The organism is Streptomyces sp. NPDC005438 (assembly GCF_040606315.1).
GTDB lineage: Bacteria > Actinomycetota > Actinomycetes > Streptomycetales > Streptomycetaceae > Streptomyces.
In genome coordinates, this window is the sequence record NZ_JBEXEP010000010.1 from 227,060 (window position 1) to 252,038 (window position 24,979).

The window sequence follows — 24,979 nt, forward strand, 5'->3', positions numbered from 1 at the left end:
GGCGTCGGGAGGCGTGAACGCCCCTCACAGCAGGGTGAGTTGGGTGCCCTGCTCGGGGGTCTCCTCCGCGCACCGGGTGGGGACCCGGCGGTGGTGGCCGGGGGAGCTGGGGCCTATCCCGTACTCCGCGGCCAGCTCGTGCACCTGCCGGGTGATCCGCCGTTGGTACCAGGTCGGGGCGTAGGCCCCCTCCGCGTACAGCGCCTCGTAGTGCCGCACCAGGCCCGGATGGTGCTGCCCCAGCCAGCGCATGAACCACTCCCGGGCCCCCGGCCGCAGGTGCAGGGTGAGGGGCGTGACCGACACCGCCCCGGCGGCGGCGATGGCCCGCACCGTGGTGCGCAGCTGCGCGGGGGAGTCCCCGAGGAAGGGGATCACCGGCGCCATCAGCACCCCGCAGGGGACGCCCTCGTCGGTCAACGCGCGCACCACGTCCAGCCGTCGCTCGGGGGCGGGGGTGCCCGGCTCCACGGTGCGCCACAGGTCGGTGTCCACGAACCCGACGGACACCGAGACGCCCACCTCGCAGATGGCCGCCGCCGACCGCAGCAGCGCCAGGTCGCGGAGGATGAGGGTGCCCTTGGTGAGGATGGAGAACGGGTTCGCGTAGTCCCGCAGCGCGGTCAGGATGCCGGGCATCAGGGCGTACCGCCCCTCCGCCCGCTGGTAGCAGTCGACGTTGGTGCCCATGGCGATGTGGTCGCCGCACCAGCGGGGTGATCCCAGCTCCTTGCGCAGCAGTTGGGGCGCGTTGACCTTCACCACGATCTGCGAGTCGAAGTCGACCCCGGTGTCCAGGTCGAGATAGCGGTGGGTGTTCCTCGCGAAGCAGTACACACAGGCGTGCGAGCAGCCGCGATAGGGGTTGACGGTCCACTCGAACGGCATCCGGGAGGCGCCCGGCACGCGGTTCACTATCGAACGTGCCCGCACCTCGTGAAAGGTGATCCCCCGGAACTCGGGGGTGTCGAAGGTCCGGCTGACGGCCGCGCCGTCGAAGAGGGCCTGGTCGTTGGTGGGCGCCTCACCGTTCAAGTTGTCCCAGCGCATGGGCCCTCCTCTCGCTCTCGTACCCAGAATAGAACACCTGTTCCCCTCCGGGCGTCAAGCCGATTTGGGCGCGGTGGATCGGGGTGGTTGGCTGGCGGCCCCAACTCATCGCGGAACAGCAGCGGTTCAACAGGAGGACGCCATGGCACAGGTCGAGTCGGTCAGCGAACGAGAGGTCGCCGCCAGCCCGGACGCGGTGTTCCAGGCGCTCGCCGACTACCACTCCACCCGGCAGAAGCTGCTCCCCGAGCAGTTCAGCGAGTACGAGGTGCGCGAGGGTGGCAAGGGCGCCGGCACCGTCGTGCACTGGAAGCTCCAGGCCACCAGCAAGCGGGTGCGCGACTGCCTGCTGGACGTGACCGAGCCCGGCGACCGGCGGCTGGTGGAGACGGACCGCAACTCCAGCATGGTCACCACCTGGCAGGTCGCCCCCGGGTCCGCCGAGGGCCACGCCCGGGTCACCGTCACCACCGTCTGGAACGGTGCCGGCGGCATCGGGGGCTTCTTCGAGAAGACCTTCGCCCCCAAGGGCCTCGCCCGCATCTACGCCGGCGTTCTCGACCGGCTCGCCTCCGAGGTCGCCGGCTGAGTGCCGGTCAGCGATCCCCAACGGCGGTGCCCCGTACGGCCCTTCCCGAGGGCGTACGGGGCACCGCCCGTTCCCGCGACGGTCGGGGGCGCCGGGGGTCAGCCGCCCAGCATCCGGTACGTGGTACGCCGGTGCGCCAGCCCCAGAACGCCCAGTACCACCAGCCCGACCAGGTGGAGGCCGAGGGCGACCAGGGAGTGCGTCAGCCAGGCGCCCACCAGCGTCGGGCCGCCCCAGGCGTTGTCCAGGAGGCTGTCGGCGGTGAACGGGTGCCCCAGCGCGCCGACGGTGTCCGGGCGGGCGAAGTAGAGGTAGCCGGAGTAGCAGGTCATCAGGATGACCACGGCCACGAAGAACGCCACCAGGGCCGGCACCAGCATCAGCGACCCCAGCCTGACCACCGGCCCCGCGCTGGTCGGCGTCCCCGACGGGGTCGGCGGCTCCACACCGGGCGGCAGGTTCCGCCGGGCCAACCGGCGCTGGGCCTCGGCTCCCCGGTCCGGCCGACCGAGGAGCGCCGCCACCACACTGGCCACGGTCAGCGGTAGGGCGGTCAGGCCCCAGCGCAACAAGCGCGCGACCCGACCCGACAGCCCGCGCCAGAGGCCCGGTTGGGCCCGAGGGGCCGGGGTAGCCGTGGAGAGGGTGGGCGGTGGCTCGGTCATGGCGGTCCCGTCTCTCGGCTGTGTTCCCGGTGGGGTTCCGGTGGGTTCCCGGTGGCTCTCGTTCACGCCCGCCCTCGTGGCCGGCCGTCGCCCCGGGCCCGGCCCGGGGGAGGGCCCGCGCCGTGAGCCCGGCGTCCGGTTCCCAGCCTCCGCCGCGAGCCGTCCGGGCGCGAGGGGGCGGGCTGGGCTCCTCGGGTGGGGGTAACCCCACCGTCCGCGCGGTCACCCGGTGTGTCGGTCACGGCCGTCACGCGGGGCGGCCACCCGTCGGGGCGGTGCCATCGGACGAGACCTCTGGCACTTCGCCCACCCCTTCGACGTCCATGGAAAGGGCAGATCAGGCGGTGTGCGCGTCGCTCAGGGGGCGGCAACGACCGTTCGGGAGGGGAGAGTTATCCACAGGGGTGTCGCCACCATGGTCAACCGCGTAACGTGACGACACATGAAGCTCTTGATCTCCGCGGACATGGAAGGCGCCACCGGTGTCACCTGGCCCGCAGACGTACTGCCCGGCGGCCCCCAGTGGGAGCGTTGCCGCCCGATGTTCACCTCCGATGTCAACGCGGCGGTCGCCGGCTTCTTCGACGGCGGCGCCGACGAGGTCCTCATCAACGAGGCGCACTGGACCATGCGCAACCTCCTTCTGGAGCGCCTGGACCACCGCGCCCAGATGCTCACCGGCCGACACAAGTCGCTCAGCATGGTGGAGGGCGTCCAGCACGAGGACGTCGACGGCATCGCCTTCGTCGGGTACCACACGGGAGCGGGCACCGAGGGCGTCCTCGCCCACACCTTCCTGGCCAACTCCATCACCGGTGTCTGGGTCGACGGCACACCCGCCAGCGAGGGATACCTCAACTCCCTGGTGGTCGCGGAGTACGGCGTCCCCGTGGTGCTGGTCACCGGGGACGACCGCGCCTGTGAGGACGCCAAGGGATACGCCCCCGAGGCACGCACCTCCGCCGTGAAGGACTACGTCTCGCGGTACGCCGCCATCTGCCGCACCCCCGAGCGCACGGCCGCCGACATCCGTGCGCGCGCCAAGGAGGCGGTGGCCCTGGCCGGCCGGCACGAGCCCGCCCCACCGGTCTCCCGCACCATCGAGGTGGAGTTCGACGCCGAGCACCTGGCCGGAGCGGCCACCGTGGTGCCCGGGGTGGAGCAGAGCGGCCCCCGCCGCATCTCCTACACCTCGCTCGGGATGTACGAGGGGATCCGCACCTTCAAGGCCGTGACCACCCTGGTCTCGTCCGCCGTGGAGGAGCAGTATGGCTGACCACATCGACCAGCAGGTGCTCGACGAGGTGGTGCGCTACACCTCCGAGCTGATCCAGATCGACACCACCAACCCGGGCGGTGGCGAGGGCAACGAACGCCCCGCCGCGGAGTACGTCGCCGAGCGACTGGCCGAGGTCGGCATCGAGCCCACCCTGCTGGAACGCGACCCCGGCCGCACCAACGTGGTGGCCCGTATCCCCGGCACCGACCCCTCCGCCGACGCCCTCCTGGTGCACGGCCACCTGGACGTGGTGCCGGCCGACCCGGGGGAGTGGAGCGTGCACCCCTTCTCCGGCGAGATCCGGGACGGGGTGGTGTGGGGACGCGGCGCCATCGACATGAAGAACATGGACGCGATGATGCTGTCCGTGGTCCGCGCCTGGGCCCGGTCGGGAGTGCGCCCCCGCCGAGACGTGGTGCTGGCCTACACCGCCGACGAGGAGGACAGCGCCGAGTGGGGGTCGGGCTTCCTCACCGAGCGGCACGCGGAGTTCTTCGAGGGGTGCACCGAAGGGCTCAGCGAGTCCGGTGCCTTCACCTTCCACACCGGCGACGGACGGCGGCTCTACCCGGTCGCCGCCGGTGAACGCGGCACCGGCTGGCTGAAGTTGACCGCACACGGCCGTGCCGGGCACGGCTCCAAGGTCAACCGGGAGAACGCGGTCAGCAGGCTGGCCGCCGCCGTGCACCGGATCGACCAGCACGAGTGGCCGGTGCGCCTCACCCCGGTGGTGCGCGCCGCCCTTCGCGAGCTGGCCGCGCTCTACGGCCTGGACCGCCCTGACCTGGAGTCAGAGGACCAGGCCGAGCTGGCGCACGAGGTGGACCTCCTGCTGGACAAGCTGGGCAGGGCCGCCTCCCTGGTGGAGCCCACCGTGCGCAACAGCGCCAACCCCACGATGCTGGACGCCGGTTACAAGGTGAACGTCATCCCCGGAAGCGCCGTCGGCCATGTGGACGGCCGGATGGTGCCCGGCGGCGAGCAGGAGTTCCTGGACACCCTCGACCGGCTCACCGGGCCCGACGTGGAGTGGGAGTTCCAGCACCGGGAGGTCCCGCTCCAGGCGTCGGTCGACACCCCGACCTTCGCGGTGCTCCGGGACTCCCTCCACCACTTCGACCCCGAGGCCCACGTGGTGCCCTACTGCATGTCCGGGGGCACCGACGCCAAGCAGTTCAACCGGCTGGGAATCGAGGGGTACGGCTTCTCGCCCCTGCGCCTGCCGGAGGGCTACGACTACCAGGCCATGTTCCACGGCGTGGACGAACGTGTTCCCGTGGACGCGCTCCATTTCGGAGTGCGCGTACTCGACCGTGCCATGTTGGCTCTTTAGGAGAAGAACTGTCAGATGGTGACCACTCCCACCCCGTACGGCACCTGGAACTCACCGATCGACGCCGAACTGGTCGCTCGCCATGACGGCAGCCCCGAGTATCTGGGCGCGGTGGGCGAGGAGTTGTGGTGGACCGAGCCGAGGCCGACCGAGAGCGGACGCCGCGCCCTGATGCGGATGGGCGAGGACGGCGAGGCCCGCTCGGTGCTTCCCGCCCCGTGGAACGTCCGCAACCGGGTCATCGAGTACGGCGGCCGTCCCTGGGCCGGCGCGACCCGGTCCACCGGCGGACCGCTGATCGTCTTCACCCACTTCCTGGACCAGCGGCTCTACGCCCTGGAGCCGGACTCCGGTGACGCCTCCCCCCGTCCCCTCACCCCCCTGTCCACCGTGGTCGAGGGCGGTCTGCGCTGGTGCGACGCCACCGTGCTGCCCGACAGGGGCGAGGTGTGGTGCGTGCTGGAGGAGTTCGTCGGCCCCGGCCCGACCGAGGTGCGCCGTGTGCTGGCCGCCGTACCCCTGGACGGATCGGCGGCCGAGGACCGTGGGGCGATCCGTGAACTGACCGACGACGCGCACCGTTTCGTCACCGGCCCCAAACTCTCCCCGGAGGGTGACCGGGTGGCCTGGATCGCCTGGGACCACCCGCAGATGCCCTGGGACGGCACCCTGGCCCGGGTGGCCGAGGTCGGCCCACAGGGGGAGTTGAAGAACCCCCGCACGGTGGCGGGCAGTCAGGGCGTTCTCGCCGGCACCGGCGACGACCCCGACCAGGAGGTGGAGGGCGAGTCGGTCGCCCAGGTCGACTGGTCGGCCGAGGGGCGCCTGCTGTGCTCGGTCGACACCAGTGGCTGGTGGAACCTGCGTGAGGTCGACGTCGACACCGGCGAGCAACGGGAACTCTGCCCGCGCCAGGAGGAGTTCGGCGGCCCGCAGTGGAAGCTCGGGCAGCGGTGGTTCCACCCCCTGCCCAGCGGCCTGATCGCGGTGCTCCACGGTCGGGGTCCCCTCCGCCTCGGCGTACTCGACCCCGCCACGGGGGACATCGTGGACGCGACCGGCCCCTGGACCGAGTGGGCGGCCTCCCTCGCGGTCACCGGCGACCGGGTGGCCGGCATCGCCGCCAGTGGCCGCACGTCCTTCGAGATCGTGCAGTTGGACACCGCCACTGGGCACAGCTCCGTGATCGCCTGTCCCCACGAGGACCTGGTGGACCCGGCGTACTACCCCAGCCCGGAGTACCGCACCTTCACCGGCCCCGACGGCCGTGAGGTGTACGCCCAGGTCTATCCGCCCCACCACCCGGAACAGGCCGGGATGGAGGGCGAACTCCCCCCGTACGTGATCTGGGTGCACGGAGGCCCCACCAGTCGGTCGCCCATGGTCCTCGACCTGGAGATCGCCTACTTCACCACCCGGGGCATCGGAGTCGCGGAGGTCAACTACGGCGGTTCCACCGGTTACGGCCGTGCCTACCGCAACCGGCTGCGCCAGCAGTGGGGCGTGGTGGACGTCGAGGACTGCGCGGCGGTGGCTCGTGCCCTGGCCGACGAGGGCACCGCCGACCCGGCACGGCTGGCCATCCGGGGCGGCAGCGCCGGTGGCTGGACCTCCGCCGCCTCGATCACCTCACCCCTCGCCGAGGGGCTGTACGCCTGCGGGACGATCACCTACCCGATCCTGGACCTCACGGGGTGGGCCACCACCGAGACGCACGACTTCGAGTCCCAGTACCTGGAGTCGATGGTCGGCCCGCTGAAGCTCCACCCCGAGCGGTACCGGGAGCGGTCACCGATCTCCGGGGCCGACCGGGTGCGGGTGCCCTTCCTGCTGCTCCAGGGACTGGATGACGTGATCTGTCCACCCATCCAGTGCGAGCGCTTCCTGGAGCGGATGCGCGGCAAGGGCATCGACCACGCCTACGTCACCTTCGAGGGCGAGGGCCACGGGTTCCGGCGCGCGGACAGCATCATCGAGGCGGTGCAGGCTGAACTCTCCCTGTATCTCCAGACCTTCGGCCTGGAGCGGGACGACCTGCCCACCCTGACCCTGCGGCCATGAGCGAGGCACCGGAGCTGCCCGAGCCCGGCGCGGAACGCAGCACCCCCGAGGAGTTGCTTCCGAGGTATCTCGACTTCTTCCGCTCCACCCTGCTGCGGAAGATCGAGGGGCTGACCGAACAGCAGCTCCGGTCCAGCCTGTTGCCCTCCGGGTGGAGCCCGCTGGAACTGGTGTGGCATCTGCGGTTCGTCGAGCGACGTTGGCTGCGCTGGGGTTTCCTCGCCGAGCCGGTGGACCGGCCGTGGGGCGACGCGGACGAGCGGGGGCGGTGGACGGTGCCCGAGGGCATGACCACCGCCCAGGTCGTCGAGGAGTTCCGACGGGAGTGCGACCGCTCCCGGGCGCTGGTCCACGGGGTGCCGCTGGACCGACGTGCCCGGGTGGGCGGGCGTTTCCCCGAGGAGAAGGACGCCCCGACACTGTCGGCCATCCTGTTCCACCTGTTCCAGGAGTACGCCCGCCACGTCGGACAGCTCGACGTGGTGCGGGAGTTGACGGACGGACAGGCCGGAGAGTGAGTCGGGGTGGTGGGCGGGGATCAGAGACCCGCCCACCACCCCGAGGGTGACGGGAGTTCAGCTCGGACCAGGGGTCGGCGAACTCCACGTCCACGGGCCGGCGCCGCTCACACCGGCCCGTCAACCAGGTGTCGAGCATCCGTAGCGGAGCGGTCTGTGTGGGGGACCGCTCACCGCGACGTCAACCACCGTGGCCCGGGGAGGCTGTTCCACGGGGGACGTCTGATACGGGCTCAACCCTGGCTGGTCGCGCCCCGAACCTGCGGGGACAGCAGGGGGGAGGAGCCGGACAGTTTCTGGTCCAACTCCCTGAGCCAGGAAGGACCTTCGAGCAGCTCCATCACCAGCAGTACCCGGGTCAGGGGATCCCAGAAGGTCTCCGGTGCCGGTATGAGGTCCTCAGCCGCGAAGTCGGCGTCCAGGGTGGAAAGCTGTGGTTCCTGAGGAGCGTTCATCCGTGGAACCCACCTTTCCGGGAGAGACGCACGCGATCGTCGAGGCCAAGGTGAGGGCGGTGGACGCCCTCGGGGCACCGGCGGAGTCGGACGGCGACGTCACACGAGAGTCTGCCGAGGGCGGAGCGGACCGTAAACGAGCCGTCCCGTCTGGACCGGCGCATGACTCCCCGGCACACGCTCAGGCGCGTGACCTCGGGGAACTCCACACCCCGTGGGGGGTGATGACTCAGTAAGTGAGCGTCCATCAGGTACTCCGGTGACTCGTGACTCGGTGACTCGGCAGTGCGCGTCGCGGTACCCATCCTGAGCGAACAACCCCGCCGCTGCAAGCACATCTGAAAGAACATCTGTAAGTACATGTGCAAGGACACTTCTCATGGGACAGTGTTCTGGGTGAGGTACACCACGCCCTGTCCCGAACGGGTCAACTCGCTTACGGACAGGGCGAGTTGACGTAGAGAGAGGAAACGAGGGTTCAGATGCGGCACATCAGCAACGGGATTGCGGCCAGCGAACTGCGGGATGTCAGCTGGCGGAAGAGTTCACGCAGCAACCCCAGCGGCAACTGCGTGGAGGTGGCAGGTCTGTCGGACGGAGGCTTCGCGGTACGCAACTCGCGTCACCCCTCGGGTCCGGCCCTGATATACACCCGCGCCGAGATGGAAGCCTTCATCGGGGGAGCCAAGGACGGCGACTTCGATGACCTGCTGGGGCGCGGCTGAAGCTGTCTTAAAGTTGAACGCCCCACAACTACGTCCAGTTGGCCTCCAGGTGCGAGACTGGGTAGGCGGTCGATTCAGTTGGGGAGCAGGGTGGCCATGATGTCAGCACACTTGGAACCGGAGACAACAGCACAGCGGATGCTGGCCCATCCACGGGGTGGGCCGACCGTGCTGCGCATTGTCCTGGGCACCCAGCTGCGCCGGCTCCGTGAGGAGCGCCGCATCAGCAGGGAGGCCGCTGGTGAGGCCATCCGCTCCTCGCACGCCAAGATCAGCCGCATCGAACTGGGGCGTCACGGTTGCAAGGAACGTGACATCGCCGACCTGCTCACCCTCTACGGAGTGCACGAGCAGGACCAGCGCGAGGGAATCCTGACCCTGGCCCGTGAGGCGAGCACTCCGGGCTGGTGGCAGAAGTACAGCGATGTACTTCCCAGCTGGTTTGAGCAACTGATCGGGCTGGAGGAGGCTGCCGCCCTCATCCGTACCTACGAGGTCCAGTTCATCCCCGGCCTGTTGCAGACCCACGGTTACGCCCGCGCCTGCACCGTACTGGGGCATCCCCGTGCGGAGACCAAGGAGATCAACCGGCGGGTCGAACTCCGCGAGCGCCGGCAGGAGTTGCTCCGTCAGACCCACGCCCCCAAGCTGTGGGCGGTGATCGACGAGGGCGCCCTGCGCCGCCCGCTGGGCGGCCGGGACGTGATGCGGGACCAGATCGACCACCTGCTGGGCGTGCTGGACTGGCCCAACGTCACCCTGCAGATCGCCCCGTTCGAGATCGGTGGTGTCGCGGCGGCCGGTGGCCCGGTGACCATCCTCCGCTTCCAGGAGCCCGACCTTCCCGACATCGTCTACCTGGAGCAGTTGACCACCTCCCTGTACCTCGACAAGAGGGAAGAGGTGGAGAACTACATGGTCGTCATGGACCGGTTGAGCGCCACCGCCCACCAGCCCGGCGAGACGAAGAAGTTCCTGGAGAAGCTCCGCAAGGAGCTGTGACCGGTACGGCGGCGCCATGGGGGCGCCGCCACGGGTAGCTCCGGGTGCTCCGTATCGGGCCTCATCCTCGGAACGTGACGCGGGGGCGAGGCCCCTCCTCGTATGACAGGCCGCCAGCCGTCCCCTCCCGAAGGAGCCTTCCGGTGCGCGCGCGTGGGCACTGGCCAGGACAGCCCTGACGGGTGGACCGACTGTTGGCCAGTGGTTTCTCGGACAAGGAGTGGCGGCCCCGAAGGGGCGGCCGGAGACGACCACCCGACCGGGAACGAACCGGCCCGGCCCGCGTATCACCCCGGAGTGCCCGGCCGGCCTCGATGAGCCGGGAAGCCGGTGGCGGCTACCACTTGACCTGGGGGAACTCCATGGTGCCGAAGGCCGTGAAGTCCAGCGCGTGGCTCCACAGGGCGTACCGCCGCTGATCGGTCGGCGACAGGTCCTGCCGAAACCGTTGTCGAGGGTCTCGGTCCAGCCGTGGCCCTGTCCGTAGTGCGCGAACAGCCGGTCGTCGCGCCGCGCGGAGGCCTCCTCGGACTCCGCCGGGGGTCTGGTAGATCACCTCGTGCGGTCGGCCGTGCCAGAGGGTGAGGAGCAGCCGGCCGCCGTCGACCACATAGGTGTCCACGACCGCGTCGGGAGCGTGCTCGTGGGGATCTGACGACCCGAGTTCGCCGGGCACCCGTACTTCGTCAGCGGCGCACAGCAACTCCAGCAGAGGCGGTCATCGGTGAGGCGGTCCACCAGGGCGCCCTAAGGGCCCGTCGCCTGGCCAGCTCCATCCGGTCGTCCTCCCTGTTCGTCGCGGAGGCGCCCTCGTGGCCGACGAGATCCACCGCCCGGACCCCACAGTCCGCCGTACCCCGACGGTGAGCCCCGTCGGGGTGGCCCCGGCCCCGCCCACGGAGCCGGAGCCGCGTCGGGACATCGGGGGCGGCGCCGATCCGGCAAGGGGTGTGCGGTCCCGTGAACGCGGGACGTACCGGAACCCGACCGGGGGACATCGGCCGGGGCGGGACTGTCCCGGGGGAGGCTCCCGGAGGGAGTCAGGAGCCGGGTGGTGGAAGTGGCCGTGGCCCCTCGGGGGGTGTGAGGCCACGGCCACGATCAGGGGGCGGGCTGGTCGCCCACCGGGGTGCGGCGGCTCAGGGCTTGCGGCCGACCCCGCCGAACTCGATCCACTCGGTGGTGAGTTGCTGGGGGCCCAGGCTGCCGTCGGGCCGCCACTCGGTGATCTCGCAGAGACCCGGTTCCAGGATCTCCAGGCCCTCGAAGTACCGCTTCACCTCGTGCTCCTGGCGGACCCGGCCCCAGTTGCCCTGGGTGGCCTCGTCCATGAAGCGGGCGGTCCACTCGCGGATGTGCGGGTCGTCGCTGACGAACTGGTTGAGGACCATGAAGCTGCCGCTGGGGAGCTTGTCGAGGATGCGGCGCACCATCTGCTCGGGGTGGTCCTCGTCGGGGATGCAGTGCATCACCGACACCAGCAGCGCCGCCACCGGCTGTTCGAGATCTATCAGGCGCCGCACCTCGGGGTGGTTGAAGATCTCCTCGGTGTCGCGCATGTCGGCGGTGATGACCGCGGTGTTGCCGTTCTCCTCCAGCAGGGCCCGGCCGTGCGCCAGCACGATGGGGTCGTTGTCCACGTAGACCACCCGGGAGGAGGGGTCGACCGCCTGCGCGACCTGGTGGACGTTGTCCTGGGTGGGCAGACCGGAGCCGTGGTCCAGGAACTGCCGCACGCCGTACTCGCGGGCCAGGACGCCGACCACGCGCTGGAGGAAGCGCCGGTTGTTGATGGCAAGCGGCTTGGTGCTGGGGACCTGCTTGTCGAGTTCGTGGACCGCGTCGCGGTCCACGCGGTAGTTGTCCTTGCCGCCCAGGTAGTAGTCGTACATCCGAGCCACGCTGGGGACGTTGACGTCCACTTCCACCTGACTCCGCTCGCCACTGTTCCCCATGCGCGCCTTCTCCCAGGGTGATGCGTACCTGCTCCGCTCCAGCGAGCGACTCCCCGTGAAGTCTCCCACAGATCAAGGGTGTTGAAAGGGCGTCAGCGAAAGAGACTGCGACGATCGGAGAAGATCGTCCCGGAAGATCATCAAGGGTCGGTTCGGAGGTCGGGCGGGGCCTCGGACACCGGACCGGGGGGACCAAGGCCACACCGCTGCGGCCCTGTTCAAGCCCGCGCCGAGCGTGTTCCATGGTCATCGGGGTCCCGACAGGCGGCGGCGCCCACACAGGAAGTGAGGATGGCGTGCCCACGACCGTACGACGTAGCAGCCTGACCCTGCCCAGCACCGCCGTCGGACCCGAGAATCCACTGCCCGCTCTGGTCCCCCTGGACGAGAGCCACCACCTGGACGAGGAACAGCGCGCCGCCCTGCCGCCCGACATGGCCCGGCAGGTGGGGTACGAGCCGCTGCGCTCGGTGCTGCCCACCCGGGTGCTGGACGGCTACGACCGTCACCGCGCACCGGCCGGGCTGGACACCCTGGTGCTGGAGAACGACCGGCTGAGGGCGGAGGTGCTCCCCGGCCTGGGCGGCCGGATCCTCTCGCTCCACCACAAGCCCACCGACCGCGAGTTGCTCTACCGCAACCCCGTCCTCCAGCCGGCCGACTTCGCCCTCAACGGCGCCTGGTACTCCGGCGGCATCGAGTGGAACATCGGCGCCACCGGCCACACCACCCTCTCCTGCGCCCCGGTGCACGCCGCCGTGGTCACCGCCCCGGACGGCGGCCCCATGCTGCGGCTGTGGGAGTGGGAGCGGCTGCGCGACACCCCCTTCCAGGTCGACCTGTGGCTGCCGGAGGGGTCGGACTTCCTGCTGGTGGGCGTACGGGTGCGCAACCCCCACGAGCGGGTCGTGCCGGTGTACTGGTGGTCCAACATCGCGGTGCCCGAGCGCGCCGACACCCGGGTGGTCGCCCCCGCCGAGGAGACCTGGCTGTTCTCCTACGACCGCCGGCTGCGCCTGGTGCCGGTGCCCGAGTGGGAGGGCGCGGACCGCAGTTACCCCCCGCGCAGCGAGTTCCCCGCCGACTACTTCCACGAGGTACCGGTCGACGCGCGGAAGTGGATCACCTCCCTGGACCGGGACGGCGCCGGACTGGTGCAGACCTCCACCGACCTGCTGCGCGGCCGGAAGCTGTTCGTCTGGGGCTCGGGCCCCGGCGGACGCCGCTGGCAGCAGTGGCTGACCGAGGAGGGCACCCCCGGTTACGCCGAGATCCAGGCCGGGCTGGCCCGCACCCAGCTGGAACACGTACCCCTGGGCGCGGGCGAGGAGTTCGCCTGGCTGGAGGCGTACGGGCCGCTGACCACCGACGCCCGGGTGACCCACGGGACGGACTGGGGCGCGGCCCGCGAGGAGGTGGAGGCGCGGTTGGAGACCGCCCTGCCCCGTGCCCGGGTGGAGGAGCTGTACGCCCGGTGGCGCGAGGTCGCCGACTCCGAGCCCGGCGAACGGCTGGCCACCGGCTCCGGCTGGGGCGCCCTGGAGGTGGCCCGGGGCGGCTACCGGCTGCCCGGCACCCCCTTCCCCGAGGACACGCTCCAGGAGGCCCAGCGGCCCTGGCTGACCCTGCTGCACGAGGGCCGGCTCCCCGCCGGCAGCCCCGGGGCGCCCCCCGGTCCCAGCCTGGTGTCCGCCGAGTGGCGGGAGCTGTTGGAGTCCGCCTCGCCGGCGCCCTGCCCGGCCCTGTGGGAGTACCACCTCGGGGTGGCCCAGTGGCACGCCGGCGACCGGGCCCAGGCCGTACGCAGTTGGGAACGCGCGCTGGGCGACCAGGGCGGCTGGCCGGTGCTGCGCTGCCTGGGGGTGGCCGAACTCCAGGCCGGCCACCACGAGCGGAGCGCCGAGCACTACCGCGCCGCCGTCGCGGACGCCTGGAAGCGGAGCGCATCCCACGCGGACCAGGCCGAATGGGAGCCGGTGTGGACGGCGTTGGGGCGGGAGGCTCTGGAGGCCCTGCTGCGGGTCGGAGCGGCGGAGGAGGCCGGCGAACTCTGGGAGAAGCTGCCCGCTGCCGTCCGGGAGCGGGGACGGTTCCGGCTGCTGCGGGCGCGGGTACTGCTCGCCCGGGGCGACGCCGAGGGCGCCCGCGCCCTGTTCGACGAGGGCTTCGAGGTGGCCGACCTCCGGGAGGGCGACGAGGTCATCAGCGACACCTGGCAGGCCGTGGCCGAACGACTGGTGGCGGGGGACGGGCCGGTTACCGACGAGGTCCGCGCCCGGGCCCTGACCGAACACCCCCTGCCGGACCGCTACGACTTCCGTATGCGCCCGGCCTGAGCCGTCCGGGGGAGCGGTGCGCCCACGCCCCGGTCAACTGCGGTCAGCCGCCCCGGAGTTCACCCAGCAGGGCGGCGAAGCGGAGCGCCGTCCGGTCCTCCAGGGGCGGCCCGATGATCTGGAGCCCCAGGGGCAGACCGGCGTCGACGGTCAGTGGCGCGACCACCGCCGGCAGCCCGGCGAGCCCCGCGAGGGTGAGCCAGGTGGTCTGGTCCCAGTACGGACGCCGTACCCCGTCCACCAGCAGGTGGCGCTCACCCACCGGGACCTCCCCGGGGTCGGGCGGGGCGGTGGTCGGTGACACGGGGGTGAGGAGTACGTCGTGGGTGGCGAAGTACGCGCGCCAGGACTCCCGGACCCGTTCGCGGGCCTCCTGGAGCGCGCCCCAGGCGCGGTGCCGCAGGGTCCGGGACCGGAGGTAGAGGGTCTCGGGCCGGTCGTCCCCGGGCGGTAGCCGTTCCGCCGACGCCACCTCGCGGTCGAAGGCCTCTTGCGGAGCGGCTACCGAGGAGGAGGCGAACATCAGGGACCGGAACGCCTCGGAGGCGTCGGCCAGTTCGGTCGGTCGGGCCCGGGAGTCGACCGAGGCGCCGGCGGAACGGAGCCGGTCGGCCAGCTCTTCCAGGGCGGTACGCGTGGCGGCGTCCACCGGGCAGGCGGGGTCGTCGAGCCACAGGCCCACCCGGTGGTCGCCCAGCGAGCCGTGCCGGGGCGGGGGCAGCGGGGCCCGCCAGACCACTCCCTCCGCCGGAGCCGGGGTCGCCAGGGCGGACAGCACCAGGTCGAGGTCCTCGGCCGACCGTGCCAGTGGGGCGGCGGTGCTCATGTCGGAGGAGGTCAGCCACCCCCGGGGGCCGGGGGACGTGCCCCCGGGTGGGGACCGTGCCCTCGCTCGGCCGGAGGGCGTACACCCCGCAGTAGTGGGCCGGCAGTCGTGCCGAACCGGCCAGGTCGCTCCCCAGGTCCACCGGGGTCAGGTGACGGGCGACGGCCGCCGCCGGGCCACCGGAGGAGCCGCCGGCGGTACGGCTGGGGTCGGCCGGGTGGGGCGTCGTACCGAACAGCGGGTTGCCGGTGTGGAGGTCGCCGCAGTACGGGGGACAGTTCGTCTTGCCCAACAGCACCGCGCCCGCGTGGTGGAGGCGCGCCACGGCGGTGGCGTCCCGTTCCGGTGTGTGGTCGCGCAGTTCGGGGGCACCGCAGGTGGTGCGGAGGCCCGCCGTCTCCCAGGAGTCCTTGACGGTGAGGGGGAGGCCCAGCAGGGCCGGTGGATCAGCCTCCCGGGCCCGTCGCTCGTCCGCCCGGGTCGCGGCCCGCCAGGCCTGTTCCACGGCGACCGTGATCACCGCGTTGACCTCGGGGTGGGCGCTGATCCGGTCCAGGTGAGCCCTGGTCAGTTCACGGCTGCTGATCTCGCCCCGTGCCAGGGCGGCCAGTTGCCGGTGGGCCGGGAGCGCGGTGGGGTCGGTGGTCATGCCCGTCCCTTGGGTCGGTGGGTGCGTACGGGTGGGGGTCAGCGTCGGGAGAGGTCGGAGACGGCCAGCCCACCACCGAAGGCGACCAAGGCGCCGCCGGACGCCTGGTCGAGCCGGCGCAGTGTGCCCGGCCTCGGGCCACGGGCGGCGAGCAGGCGCCCGGAGCCGGCCCAGACCAGTGCGGTCAGCGCCTCACAGGCGATGTACACGGCGCCGAGGACCGCCAGTTGGACCGGGGCGGGGGCGGCCTGCGAGCCCGTGTCGACGAACGGTGGAAGGAACGCGGTGAACAGCAACAGGGCCTTGGGGTTGGCGGCTGCCGTCAGGAACTCCTGGACCGCCAGCTTCCCGGGGGAGGAGGGCCGCCCCACGGCGGTACCGGTCGTGGCCCGGGAGTCTCCGCGCGGTGCCCGGGCCCGCCAGACGATCCACAGCCCGAGCCCGATCAGGTAGGCGGCCCCGAGTACCCGTAGCGCCTCGAAGGCCTGTTGCGAGGTGCGCAGTACGGCCCCGAGCCCGGCGACGACGAGCCCCAGCATCAGGGCGAACGCCAGGAACCTCCCGCACAGGGCGAGGGCCGCGCTCCTGAGGCCGCTGCGCAGACCGTTGCGGAAGGCCAGCAGGTTGTTCGCCCCGGGGGAGGCGGCCACCGCGAGTGCGGCCGGCACGAACACGGAGAGGTGCGCCCAGGTGTGCATCCGCCCACCGTAGGGGGTGCGCCGGTGACGGGGGAGCGGGTGGTCCGGGGGGCTGGCCGGGCCTCGGTACGCGCTGGGGTCACGGGGCGTGTCCGGTGGGAGAGGCGGGAGGGAGCGTACTCCTCGACCTCCTCGCCGTGTTCAACGTATAGCGCACAGGGGGGCTTGCGGCAAGGCCCCGGTGAGGGCGCAGAATCACGAGCCGAGACCAGAACATCAGGAATTGGGGGGTAGGCGAAGTGAGTACGCCTATGTCGCTGTTTGTATCGCGGTATCGGCGGCGGGGGATCCCCGTACCGCTGAGGGGAAGCGCACCGTGGGCCGGGGCCCCGGATCGGGGGCGGCGATGAGCACTCCGACCACCAGCGTCTTCGCCCTGCCGGAGCGCCTGGCCGCCAAGGCCGCCCCGGAGCTGATCGCCACTGACGAACGGCACTTCGCGGAGATCGCGAACACCCTGGAGCGGACGGTGGCGGAACTGTCCGACCGGCTGGAGGCCGAACGCCGGGCACCGGGTGGCCTCGGCCGGGCGGCGATGGAACGGGACGCGGAGGTCCACCGGCTGACCGGCCGACTGGGCGCCCTGCGCCGCTACGCGCTCGACCTGTGCCTCGGGCACGTGGTCAGGGCCGACGACCCCGAGCCGCTGTACGTGGGACGGCTCGGCCTCACCGACGGCGAGGGACGCCAACTGCTGGTGGACTGGCGGTCCCCGGCGGCCGAACCGTTCTTCGCGGCCACCCACGCCCACCCCATGGGGCTGGCGAGCCGCCGCAGGTACCGCTGGACCCGGGGCCGGATCAGCGACTACTGGGACGAGGTGTTCACCGACGAGGGGCGGGAGGGCCACGCCGCCCTCGACGACCACTCCGCCTTCGTCGCCAGCCTGGGCGGCAGCCGGTCGACGCGGATGCGGGACGTCCTCACCACCATCCAGGCCGACCAGGACGCCGTCATCCGGGCGGGGTCGAAGGGAGCCCTGGTGGTGGACGGCGGCCCGGGTACCGGGAAGACCGTCGTGGCCCTGCACCGTTCCGCGTACCTGTTGTACTCCGACCCCCGGTTGGGGCACCGGCGCGGGGGCGTGCTGTTCGTCGGCCCCCACCAGCCCTACCTGGCCTACGTCTCCGACGTCCTGCCCAGCCTGGGCGAGGAGGGGGTACGGACCCGCACCCTCCGGGACCTGGTCGCCGAGGGTGCCTCGGCTTCGGTCGAGACCGATCCCGAGGTCGCCCGGCTGAAGGCCTCCGGGGACATGGTGCGGGCGATCGAGGCCGCCGTCAGGTTCTACGAGGAACCGCCCACCGAGGGGCTGACGGTCAGCACCGACTGGTCCGACATCCGGTTGAGCGCCGACGACTGGGCCGAGGCGTTCGAGGCGGTCGAACCCGGCACCCCGCACAACGAGGCGCGGGAGCAGATCTGGGAGGAGCTGGCCGTCCTCCTGGCGCACCGGGACGGCGGCCGGGAACCCACCGAGGCGTTCCGTGGGGCGTTGCGGCGCGACGAGGAGCTGGTGGCCGCCCTCCACCGGGCCTGGCCGCTGATCGAGGCGGCGGACCTGGTCGGCGACCTGTGGACGGTACCGGCCTACCTGCGGCTGTGCGCCCCCTGGCTCAGCCCCGAGGAGGTGGCGAGGCTACGGCGGACCGAGGCACAGGCCTGGACGCTGTCCGACCTGCCCCTTCTGGACGCCGCCCGGCACCGGCTCGGTGACCCGGGGACGGTACGCCGTCGACGTCGGCGTGAGGCGGCCGTGGCCGCCGAACGGGAGCGGATGGCCGAGGTCATCGACGACGTACTGCGGGCCGACGACGACGGCGAGGGCGCGGTGACCATGCTGCGCGGGCGGGACCTCCAGGACAGCCTGGTCGACGAGGGCGCGCTGCCGGACGGCGAACTTGAGCCCCTGGACGGCCCGTTCGCCCACGTCGTGGTGGACGAGGCGCAGGAACTCACCGACGCCGAGTGGCGGATGCTGCTGCGGCGCTGCCCCTCCCGGAGCTTCACCATCGTCGGCGACCGGGCGCAGGCGCGGCACGGGTTCGCCGAGTCATGGCGGGAACGGCTGGGGCGGGTGGGGTTCGACCGGGTCGACGTGGCCACCCTGGGGATCAACTACCGGACCCCGGAGGAGGTCATGGCCGAGGCCGAACCGGTGATCCGGTCGGTACTCCCGGACGCCAACGTGCCGACCTCCATCCGTCGCGGCGGACTCCCCGTACTGCACGGATCGGCCGGCGAGTTGGAGGCGGTCCTGGACGACTGGCTCACCGAGCATCCCGAGGGCACCGTCTGCGTCATCGGAGACGCCGCCTTCCGGGCGGCCTACCGGCCCGGGCCCCGGGTGAGGGCACTGACCCCGGAACTGTCGAAGGGGCTGGAGTTCGACCTGGTCGTCCTGGTCGACCCGGAGGGGTTCGGCACCGGGGTGCGGGGAGCGGTCGACCGCTATGTGGCGATGACCCGGGCGACCGGGCGCCTGGTGGTGCTCGACGGCTCCTGACCAGGAGCCCCGGGCCGCCGTTCCCTTCCCGCCCCGCGCCCGGTGCCGAGCCCGGGGGCAACGGCGCGCACCACGCCCACCGCTCCCACCACGACGGCCCGGGGGCGGGCGCCCCGAGGTCCGAAGGGGGAGCGGGCCCGGGGCCGACCCGGCGGTACGAGGTCGCCACCCCCGACCTCGTACGGTCCGCACCGCCGGCGCCCCCACTTCGGCCGGGCACCCGGTGGTCCGGGACGCCCTGGGCCACCGGGTGCCCGAGGCCTGGCTGACCCGGGGGACCTCGCGCCCCCGGCCCGCGAGGTCCCCCGGGTCGGACGGTTCACCAGGAGATCACCAGGAGAGCGGGAGCGCGGTCGGGCCGATGTCGATGGCGTTCCGCGTCCACTCGACGTCCTCCACCCGCCCGTGCAGCCGCAGTCCCGGCAGCCGTCGGGCGAGCGCGGTCAGGGCCGAGGCCACCTCGATACGGGCCAGGGAGGCCCCCAGGCAGTAGTGGGGCCCGTGGCCGAAGGGCAGGGGACGGCCGGTCCGGCCGGGCACCAACCGGTCGGGGTCCGGGAAGCGCTCCGGGTCGCGGTTGGCCGCCTCCAGTCGGACCAGCACCTGGTCCCCGGCCGCGATCGGTACGCCGGCCAGCTCCAGGCCCTCGTGGGCGTAGCGGGGCAAGGGCTCGCCGGTCCGTCCGGCCTGGAGGCGCAGGAGTTCCTCCACCGTCGCGCTGACCGTGGCGGTGTCGGCGGTGGCCAGGGCCGGCAACGCCCCTTCGGCCAGGAGCCGCATCGTTCCCACCGAGATGGCGTTGCAGGCCGACAGGTAGCCGGTGGCGACCAGGCTGGTGGCCGTGGCGACCAGCTCGTTGTCGCTGAGTCGCCCGTCCTCGGCGTCCCGCACCGTGATCAGGGCGCTGAGCAGGTCCGGCCCCGGTTCCGCGCGCTTGGTGGTGACCAGCAGATAGGTGTAGGCGCCCAGCGCGTTCCATGCCTCGGCCACGGCTTCCGCGTTCTCCTCGCCGCCGAAGACCAGGTCCACGGCGCTGACGGCGTCGGCGAGTTGGCGGAAGTGGTCCCGCTCGTCGTGGGGTACCCCGAGCAGTTCGCTGATCACCGTGACGGACAGCGGGGCGGAGAGCCCCGCGACCAGGTCACCCGGTGGGCCGGCGTCGGTGAGGGCCGTGACGTACTCCTCCGCCAGCTGTTCCACCCGGGGACGCAGGGCGTTGACGCTCCGGGGGGTGAAGGCCCGCGACACCAGACGGCGGAGCCGGAGGTGGGCCGTGCCGTCCTGGAAGAGGGTGTCGTTGCCGGGGGAGGGCTCACCCGGAGGCGCCAACCGGAACCGGCGGTCGGAGAGCACCGTGGCCACCGCTTCGTAGGAGGTGACCAGCCAACCCGTCAACCCGTCGGGGGTGCGTACCTCGGTGACGGGCGCGCTGGCCCGCAGCCGGGCGTAGGCGGGCGGCGGTTCCAGGGGAGCCGGGCGGTCGAAGGGCAGCGTCAGTACCCGGGGCGTCATGGTGCCTCCCTCGGCTTCGCACAGCGGGCGGCGACAGTCTGGCGGGGCCAACCGCCGCCTGCGAAGACCTGTGACGTGCGCCAAAACCGAACCCCCGGAGGGCGGCGGGAGCACGATCGTCCCCGGTCAGGGGGCTGGTGCCGTTCCGGTTCCCGGTGCCCGAGGCGTGGCGAAGGAGCGGCCGGTACGCCGGCGACCGAACTCTTCGTGAACCTGTCGCCCGCCCTCTCCGGTGAGGAAGGAATCGCCTCCAGGACTGGGGATGTTGCTGGTGGGGCGCTTGTACACTCGCGGGATGCTGAGCGTTTCCGGCCTGTGCCGGCTCCCGTGGGACGGGGGGACTCCCCGCACGGGGGATCCCGTCCCGGCGATGCCCGCCCACCGGTCCGGTTCCGGCGAGGGTGCCCCCGCCGTCCCGGTCCGAAGCCGTACGGGGAATTCTCCGTGGTAGCCATGGCGTCGCTGCCCGGAGGGCATCAGACGATGGTCCTCGCCCACCGCGCGATGGTGGGGGACCTGGAGCGCCTGGTCGGGGTGGCGCGGCGGTTGACCGAACGTGGGAACGTGGTCCACGCCTCCGACCTGCGCCGCTACTGCGGGATGCTGCTGGCGGTCGTGGAACACCACCACCAGGGCGAGGACGACTTCCTCTGGCCCCGGGTGGAGCAGCGCGGCGGCGACGTCGAGGCGCTGCGGCTGATGACCACCGAGCACGAGGAACTCGCCGCGGCCCTGCACCGGGTACGCGACACGCTGGACCGGCTCGGGGAGAACGGCCAGGGCGCTGACCAACTCGCCGCGCACGCCGAAGAGTTGCGAGGTCTGGTGGCCGGCCACGCGGCCGACGAGGAACGGGAACTGCTCGGACGTCTGGCTCCCGCCCTGGACGAGACGGTGTGGAAGCAGTTCGAGAAGAACATGATCAGGTCCGCGCCCCTGTGGACCCTCCGGTTCATGCCCCCGTGGCTCGACGCCGTCGCCGGGGAGGGCGACAAGGGAGGCGTCCCCCTGCCACTGCTCGCCCGGGGGTTCCGTGGCTGGTTGCGGCGCCAACGGCGGCACGCCTTCGGCGACCTCCAAATGTGAACCCCGGACTGTCCACTCCGACCGCTCCCGTCCCCGCCGCCTCCCCCGCGCCGTCACCAGTGGTGCGCTGACCCGTCACCCGGGTACGTCGGCACGGCGAAGGCGCCGGCCAGGTGGCCGGTGACCTCACGGACCAGCCGAACCCACCGTGGTCGGCACCGTCTTGCGGGCCGTACCGCCCCGGCTGCGGAGTACCGGTGGGCCGCCACCTGTCGTGGAACTGCGGGGTGGGCGTCCTTCCTCGGTGGCGGAACCGTACGGGGGTGGGCTGACGTCGTCCGCCGCGATGGCGACCCGGGTAGGTGAGGTTTCGGTCATGCGAAGGACCCGTGTGCTGGTGGCGGTCGTACTGTCACTCGTACTGGTGGGGGCGTGGGTGCTGTGCGTCGAGTGGCCCGTGGACGAGCCTCCGACGGCGACGGGTGAGTCCTCGCGTGCCGGCAACCGGCCGGTGCGCCTGGAGGACGGGCGGCGGGTGCTGGTCAGGTTCACCGACCAGGGACTGGTCGAGCGGCACCAGAGTGCCGAGGGGCGCCCCTGGTCGCGACCGAAGGTGCTGTACGCGAGGTCGGGCGACCCCGAGTGCCCCGTGCGGCTGAGCACGTACCGGAACACCGTCACCGTGGTCGCGCACTACTACGGCTCCGGTTGCTACGCCGAGTCCGAGGCCGAAACGGTGGTCGTGGCGGTGAGCGACGGCGACCTCGGCGACTGGGACCGGCACCTCAGCGCGGGGTGGCTGGACTGGAAGGAGCCGCGCTACTCCTGGAGCGGGTTGCGCGTGGTCTTTCGGCAGGGGGAGGACGCGCTGAGCTGGCGGCAGACCATCGGTTTCACCGGGGCGACCGACGGTCCGCCGGACTAGGGGACGTTGTGGGGATCACCGCGAGGCTCGCGTGCGGTGTTGCCGAGCGCGCCGTACCTCGCCGCGTTGTCGCTGGTTGTCGCTGGTTGTCGCTGTGGGGCGCCGCGTGGCGCCGGACTCCTCCTTGGCCCGTGCCGTCCCACGGCCCACGACACCAGAACACGCTCGCTGATCTTCAGGGTCCGTACGAGAGCCCCCCAGGGCTCCGACCGCCGTGTGGCTCGGGCGCGGTGTCGCCGCTACGCACCGCACCTGCCACGTGATCGTTGTCGCCCCTGAGGGCGCTGTCGCCGTCGATGTGGCAGCCGCTGTCACCGGGGCCCGGGGCCGAACTCCTCCTCCGTCCCGCTCCCTTGCGCGGCGCCCCCGGTCGGAGGTGGTCGGAGGCACCCTGCTCGGGGGCCTCCGTACCCGAAGCCACGGGCCGTTCCGGTACGACGGGTAGGGCTGGTGTGTGCACCGTCGGTCCGCGAGACCTCAGTTCAGGAACTCCACGAACATCACGTCCCGGGAGTTCCCGGGGTCGAGGGTGTTGTGGCGGATGCGCACGCGGTGTCCGGTCCGGTAGGTCATGTTCGCGGGGGTGGTACCCCAGGTGATCCTTCGGTGGATCGTGACCGGACCCGGTGCGACGGCGCTCACCATCAGGTCGTAGGAGGCGTCGGCCTCTCCTCCACCCGGAGACGTGATGATCACCTTGTCGATCCGGCCGACGGACTCGTGGCCGTCGGCGTAGACCGCCTCGTCGAGGCGCCCCTCCACGACGCTGAGCAGGGCCATACCGCCGAGTACGAGCACGGCGGTCACCGCCAACTGCCAGCCGAGGAAGTGTCGGAGGTACTCCCCGACCTCGATCCCGGCCAGGGGAGCCAGCATGGGCAGGGCCACGCCCCCGACCACACTGCCGAGGATCACGCACTGGATCAGGCGCGCCACCGCGCTCCACCACAGGACACGCGCCCTCGTACGCCTCGACTGACCCTGCCGTGGTTCCGAAACCGTCATCGTGCCTCGCCCCCTGGGTCGTCGGCGAACTACTCCGTGGTGCCGTGAAGGAAAGACGGGTTCGGGAGTCGTGGTGCGGGGTCTGACGCGTCACCCCTGGCGCATCCGTCCGGGTGGGAGGAGCGCCGCTCGACGGTACACCGCCCGCCACCAGTCCGGTAAGGCCGCCTGACCACACCTTGAGCCTCTGTCGTGGGGGCCGCACCGTGGGCGGTAACTCCCGCCCCTGGGCGGCCCGTTGGCACGCCCACGAGCGGGGGTCTCCCGGACCGAGGGCGTGCGGGGTTCGGCCCGGGGCGTCCCGCCGGCCACTACGTGGGCCCCGGGTGTTGCCGGTCCGCCGGACCCCGGTGGCGCCGAGTGCGGTCCCGGCCGCACCGGCGCGAGGGACCGTCGAACCCTTCCCGCCCTTCCCGGAGCACCGGGCCCGTGGTGAGGACCGTCGAGCGGGGTGGGTGTACCGAGTCGCCCCACAGGGACGCGGACCGTACACATGGGCCTGGTGGAGGGACCCCGTTGGACAGCCACCGACCGGACACCCGGGGGAGGACCGAGCCCGTACCGGCCCGGTGGAGGGGGCGGCCGTGGACCGTCCGGGAGTGAAGTCGGCGCGGGGGCGCCCCACTTCGGCCGAGGCCCGGTCGGGGTGGAGCGCGGCCCTGGTGGCCCACCGGTCGAGGGGCGCCCGAGGGAGGCGAACGGCCGTGACCCCGACCCGCCCCTCACCGGGGAGGGGGAGCGGGGAGTCGCCGAGCCGAAGGGGCGCGCGGGCGGGGGCGACCAGGGAAGGAGGAGCCGCACCCTCCCCCCGCCGTGTCCGGGCTGAAGGCGTTGAAGACGTCGAGCCGCTGTGTGGGGAAGGCGTGGGCGGCAGACGAACCGCACTGTGTTTGTGTCGAGTTGAGGCGCTTTCGGGAGGGCTTCGCAATTTCTTGACACATTCTTGACAGGTCATGCGGGCGCCAGCAATCTCGTTGCTCTCTACAAATAGCCCTAAGGAGAAGCAACTCCATGAAGTCACGTGCTGTCAGAGCGTCCCTGTCGGTGTTGGCGGGGGCGGGCCTGGTGTTCGGGGCCCTCACCGCGGCGCCCGCCCTCGCGAGTTCCGGTCCGTCGGCCAAGGCCGACACCAAGGTCACCGATGGTTGCTACACCTGGGGTTCGACGCTCAAGGAGGGCTCCTCCGGGGAGGCCGTCCGCCAGCTCCAGATCCGGGTCGCCGGCTACCCGGGAACCGGTAACCAACTCGCCATCGACGGGCAGTTCGGCCCCGCCACCAAGGCCGCGGTCAAGCGCTTCCAGTCCGCCTACGGCCTGGCCTCCGACGGTGTCGCCGGCCCCAAGACCTTTAGCAAGATCTACGCCCTTCAGGACAACGACTGCACCCCGGTCAACTTCACCTACAGCGAGCTGAACCGCTGTAACTCCAACTGGTCGGGCGGCAAGGTCAGCGCCGCCACCGCCAAGTCCAACGCCCTGGTCACCATGTGGAAGCTCCAGGCCATGCGGCACGCCATGGGTGACAAGCCGATCACCGTCAACGGCGGCTTCCGCAGCGTCTCCTGCAACAGCGCGGTCGGCGGTGCGGCCAACAGCCGTCACATGTACGGTCACGCCGCTGACCTCGGCGCGGGCTCGCAGGGCTTCTGCGGCCTGGCCAAGGCGGCCCGCAACCACGGCTTCACCGAGATCCTCGGCCCGGGCTACCCGGGTCACAACGACCACACCCACGTCGCGGGTGGGGGCAGCAGGCACTGGTCCGCCCCCAGCTGCGGCATCTGATCCCCACCCGGATCACCTCAGGGAACACCTCCCGGATCGACTCCAGGAGCACGGCGCCCGCCCGGTACGCGTACCGGGCGGG

21 protein-coding genes and 1 pseudogene are annotated in these 24,979 nt (G+C 72.0%); 12 read left to right on the forward strand and 10 right to left on the reverse strand.

What is annotated here, in order from left to right:
* Window positions 1–24: 24 nt before the first annotated feature.
* Window positions 25–1,050 (reverse strand): Rv2578c family radical SAM protein, encoded by a 1,026-nt coding sequence (locus ABZT14_RS21370; RefSeq protein ID WP_356305117.1) that lies wholly within the window; start codon window positions 1,048–1,050, stop codon window positions 25–27.
* Window positions 1,051–1,192: 142 nt separating this feature from the next.
* Between ABZT14_RS21370 and ABZT14_RS21375 the strand changes: the two genes are divergently transcribed.
* Complete coding sequence (locus ABZT14_RS21375) at window positions 1,193–1,639, forward strand: SRPBCC family protein (protein ID WP_356305119.1); 447 nt, start codon at window positions 1,193–1,195, stop codon at window positions 1,637–1,639.
* 98 nt (window positions 1,640–1,737) lie between these two features.
* On the opposite strand, the gene ABZT14_RS21380 is transcribed toward ABZT14_RS21375, so the two are convergent.
* On the reverse strand, window positions 1,738–2,304 hold the full coding sequence (locus ABZT14_RS21380) for a hypothetical protein (RefSeq protein WP_356305121.1): 567 nt from the start codon (window positions 2,302–2,304) through the stop codon (window positions 1,738–1,740).
* Between the two features lie 442 nt (window positions 2,305–2,746).
* On the opposite strand from ABZT14_RS21380, the gene ABZT14_RS21385 reads away from it, so the two are divergent.
* Genes ABZT14_RS21385 through ABZT14_RS21400 form a run of 4 tightly spaced genes read left to right on the forward strand, consistent with a single transcriptional unit; the run spans window position 2,747 to window position 7,495 of the window.
* Window positions 2,747–3,580, forward strand: a complete 834-nt coding sequence (locus tag ABZT14_RS21385; protein WP_356305123.1) for a M55 family metallopeptidase — start codon at window positions 2,747–2,749, stop codon at window positions 3,578–3,580.
* Window positions 3,573–4,916, forward strand: coding sequence for a M20/M25/M40 family metallo-hydrolase (locus ABZT14_RS21390; RefSeq protein ID WP_356305125.1), 1,344 nt, complete (start codon window positions 3,573–3,575; stop codon window positions 4,914–4,916). The genes ABZT14_RS21385 and ABZT14_RS21390 overlap by 8 nt, the downstream gene beginning before the upstream one ends.
* 15 nt (window positions 4,917–4,931) lie before the next feature.
* Window positions 4,932–6,977, forward strand: a complete 2,046-nt coding sequence (locus ABZT14_RS21395) for a prolyl oligopeptidase family serine peptidase (RefSeq protein WP_356305127.1) — start codon at window positions 4,932–4,934, stop codon at window positions 6,975–6,977.
* Window positions 6,974–7,495, forward strand: coding sequence for a DinB family protein (locus tag ABZT14_RS21400; protein ID WP_356305130.1), 522 nt, complete (start codon window positions 6,974–6,976; stop codon window positions 7,493–7,495). The genes ABZT14_RS21395 and ABZT14_RS21400 overlap by 4 nt, the downstream gene beginning before the upstream one ends.
* Window positions 7,496–7,728: 233 nt before the next feature.
* On the opposite strand, the gene ABZT14_RS21405 is transcribed toward ABZT14_RS21400, so the two are convergent.
* Window positions 7,729–7,950 carry a hypothetical protein gene (locus tag ABZT14_RS21405; RefSeq protein WP_356305132.1) on the reverse strand — a complete coding sequence of 74 codons (222 nt, stop codon included), beginning with the start codon at window positions 7,948–7,950 and terminating at the stop codon, window positions 7,729–7,731.
* Window positions 7,951–8,432: 482 nt separating this feature from the next.
* Between ABZT14_RS21405 and ABZT14_RS21410 the strand changes: the two genes are divergently transcribed.
* Both ABZT14_RS21410 and ABZT14_RS21415 read left to right on the forward strand, forming a co-directional pair.
* The gene (locus tag ABZT14_RS21410; RefSeq protein WP_356305134.1) at window positions 8,433–8,675 is read left to right on the forward strand and encodes a DUF397 domain-containing protein; all 243 of its coding nucleotides are present in this window, start codon (window positions 8,433–8,435) and stop codon (window positions 8,673–8,675) included.
* A 99-nt stretch (window positions 8,676–8,774) separates the two neighbouring features.
* Complete coding sequence (locus ABZT14_RS21415) at window positions 8,775–9,677, forward strand: helix-turn-helix transcriptional regulator (RefSeq protein ID WP_356305136.1); 903 nt, start codon at window positions 8,775–8,777, stop codon at window positions 9,675–9,677.
* 337 nt (window positions 9,678–10,014) lie between these two features.
* Here the strand turns inward: ABZT14_RS21415 and ABZT14_RS21420 are convergent, their stop codons facing one another.
* A complete protein-coding gene (locus tag ABZT14_RS21420) occupies window positions 10,015–10,353 on the reverse strand; it encodes a hypothetical protein (protein ID WP_356305138.1) in 339 nt (112 codons plus the stop codon).
* 463 nt (window positions 10,354–10,816) lie between these two features.
* Window positions 10,817–11,632, reverse strand: a complete 816-nt coding sequence (locus tag ABZT14_RS21425) for an SAM-dependent methyltransferase (protein WP_356305140.1) — start codon at window positions 11,630–11,632, stop codon at window positions 10,817–10,819.
* 296 nt (window positions 11,633–11,928) lie between these two features.
* On the opposite strand from ABZT14_RS21425, the gene ABZT14_RS21430 reads away from it, so the two are divergent.
* Complete coding sequence (locus ABZT14_RS21430) at window positions 11,929–13,968, forward strand: DUF5107 domain-containing protein (protein ID WP_356305142.1); 2,040 nt, start codon at window positions 11,929–11,931, stop codon at window positions 13,966–13,968.
* A gap of 43 nt (window positions 13,969–14,011) precedes the next feature.
* Here ABZT14_RS21430 and ABZT14_RS21435 read toward each other — a convergent pair whose 3' ends face one another.
* The 3 genes and pseudogenes from ABZT14_RS21435 to ABZT14_RS21445 all read right to left on the reverse strand — a co-directional run bounded on the left by ABZT14_RS21435 (window position 14,012) and on the right by ABZT14_RS21445 (window position 16,141).
* Window positions 14,012–14,794: an amidase family protein gene (locus ABZT14_RS21435; RefSeq protein ID WP_356305144.1), complete on the reverse strand. Its 783-nt coding sequence runs from the start codon at window positions 14,792–14,794 to the stop codon at window positions 14,012–14,014.
* Between the two features lie 82 nt (window positions 14,795–14,876).
* Window positions 14,877–15,443 (reverse strand): annotated as a pseudogene (locus ABZT14_RS21440) (amidase); the annotation flags it as partial.
* 38 nt (window positions 15,444–15,481) lie between these two features.
* A complete protein-coding gene (locus ABZT14_RS21445) occupies window positions 15,482–16,141 on the reverse strand; it encodes a LysE family translocator (protein ID WP_356305146.1) in 660 nt (219 codons plus the stop codon).
* Between the two features lie 346 nt (window positions 16,142–16,487).
* On the opposite strand from ABZT14_RS21445, the gene helR reads away from it, so the two are divergent.
* Window positions 16,488–18,647, forward strand: a complete 2,160-nt coding sequence (helR, locus tag ABZT14_RS21450) for an RNA polymerase recycling motor ATPase HelR (RefSeq protein ID WP_356305148.1) — start codon at window positions 16,488–16,490, stop codon at window positions 18,645–18,647.
* Window positions 18,648–18,977: 330 nt separating this feature from the next.
* Here helR and ABZT14_RS21455 read toward each other — a convergent pair whose 3' ends face one another.
* Window positions 18,978–20,159, reverse strand: a complete 1,182-nt coding sequence (locus ABZT14_RS21455) for a cytochrome P450 (RefSeq protein ID WP_356305151.1) — start codon at window positions 20,157–20,159, stop codon at window positions 18,978–18,980.
* A 453-nt stretch (window positions 20,160–20,612) separates the two neighbouring features.
* Between ABZT14_RS21455 and ABZT14_RS21460 the strand changes: the two genes are divergently transcribed.
* Entirely contained in the window at window positions 20,613–21,245 is a 633-nt protein-coding gene (locus ABZT14_RS21460) for a hemerythrin domain-containing protein (RefSeq protein WP_356305182.1), read from the forward strand.
* Between the two features lie 316 nt (window positions 21,246–21,561).
* Window positions 21,562–22,110: a hypothetical protein gene (locus tag ABZT14_RS21465; RefSeq protein WP_356305153.1), complete on the forward strand. Its 549-nt coding sequence runs from the start codon at window positions 21,562–21,564 to the stop codon at window positions 22,108–22,110.
* Between the two features lie 477 nt (window positions 22,111–22,587).
* Here ABZT14_RS21465 and ABZT14_RS21470 read toward each other — a convergent pair whose 3' ends face one another.
* Window positions 22,588–23,046 (reverse strand): hypothetical protein, encoded by a 459-nt coding sequence (locus tag ABZT14_RS21470; RefSeq protein WP_356305155.1) that lies wholly within the window; start codon window positions 23,044–23,046, stop codon window positions 22,588–22,590.
* Between the two features lie 1,080 nt (window positions 23,047–24,126).
* Between ABZT14_RS21470 and ABZT14_RS21475 the strand changes: the two genes are divergently transcribed.
* On the forward strand, window positions 24,127–24,897 hold the full coding sequence (locus tag ABZT14_RS21475; RefSeq protein WP_356305157.1) for a D-Ala-D-Ala carboxypeptidase family metallohydrolase: 771 nt from the start codon (window positions 24,127–24,129) through the stop codon (window positions 24,895–24,897).
* Window positions 24,898–24,979 lie beyond the last annotated feature (82 nt).